This window comes from Micromonospora sp. KC207, from assembly GCF_004348615.1.
Lineage (GTDB): Bacteria > Actinomycetota > Actinomycetes > Mycobacteriales > Micromonosporaceae > Micromonospora.
Genome location: NZ_SMKJ01000594.1, coordinates 1 through 1,231, shown reverse-complemented (window position 1 = coordinate 1,231; position 1,231 = coordinate 1). Strand labels below are relative to the sequence as shown.

The 1,231-nt window shown below is 67.6% G+C and carries 1 protein-coding gene and 1 pseudogene; both read right to left on the bottom strand.

Annotated features, from left to right (window positions below):
• The coding region (locus tag E1258_RS32710) for an FAD-dependent oxidoreductase (protein ID WP_132407851.1) at positions 1–416 on the bottom strand (416 nt) is incomplete at its 3' end.
• A gap of 183 nt (positions 417–599) precedes the next feature.
• Positions 600–1,231 (bottom strand): annotated as a pseudogene (locus E1258_RS32705) (glycoside hydrolase); the annotation flags it as partial.

The following is a 1,231-nucleotide window of genomic DNA, read 5'->3' as shown; positions in this document are numbered from 1 at the left end:
AGGTCGAAGGTGACCCGGGACTCGTGCCCGGACTCGCCGTTCACCCAGATCGTGTGCGCGTCGGCGAACCGCCCGATGCCGGTGATCAGGGTGACCCGGTTGCGGGCCAGCTGGTTGCGGATGACGTCGGTCTGCCGGCTGATCACATGCTGGGTCCGGGCGGCCAGATCGCCGACCGTGATCTCCTCCTTCACCCGGTAGCTGCTGCCGTACAGGTCCCGCTGGCTCATGCCGCTCAGGTAGAGCACGGCCTCGCGTAGCGTCTTGGAGGGGACGGTGCCGGTGTTGATGCACACCCCACCGATCATGTCGCGGCGGTCGACGATGCCGACCCGCCTACCGAGCTTGGCGGCGGCGATCGCGGCCTTCTGACCGCTGGGCCCGGAGCCCAACACCAACAGGTCGTAGTCATACACGCCGTAAGCCTCGCAAGATCCCGCAACCTGCGCCAGCGCACGATCGCCCGCGGTCCCGGCCCCATCGGGCAGCGTCGTCGACCTTGGCCGGGTGGGCGCCGCCGGTGCTCCGGCCCACGGGCCGGTGCTCCGGCACGCCGGCCAGTGGGCCGGCGTGCCGGAGTCTCATCGGCGCACCCGTGATCAGGGTGTGGTGATGTTGAAGCTCCTGACGGTGGTACTGCCGCCGAGGGCCTGGGTGGCGTAGTTGAAGACGCCGAACCGGTAGCCCATGAAGAACGGCCAGTTGTTGTCGAGGGTGAGGGCGTTGCCGAGGGAGACGAAGTTGGTGCCGTCCGTGCTGTAGGAGAAGCGTGCCTGTCGACCCGCACCGGGTCTGATGTCGGCGTTGACGCGCAACCAGATGCGCCCGCCGCTGATCGGTGCGCTGGCGATCTCGGTGCCGGTGTTTGTGGTGTTCCAGTTGCTGTCCATGGTCAGGTTGTTGGTCATGACCACCCGGTTGGCCCCGTTGTCGCGTCTGACCCCGATCCAGGCGGAGGAGTTGCGGAGCATGGACAGGCCGCTGCGGTCACCGTCGCGCATCGTGGAGTAGTCGAGTTCGATGGTGGCGGTGCTCGTCGGTCCCTGAATGCGGTGGGTGAGGGTGTTGCGGGCCTTGTAGAGGTCGTTGGTGACCGTGGCGGTCTGGAGCCGGAGCCCGTTGTTGACGGACCACTTGGTGTCGTCGGGGTTGTGGTTCCACTCGTACTGGGGGCCGAGCGTGGTGCCGGGGAACGTGTCGTTGCCGATCATGGGCTTGACCGGGCGGGTGG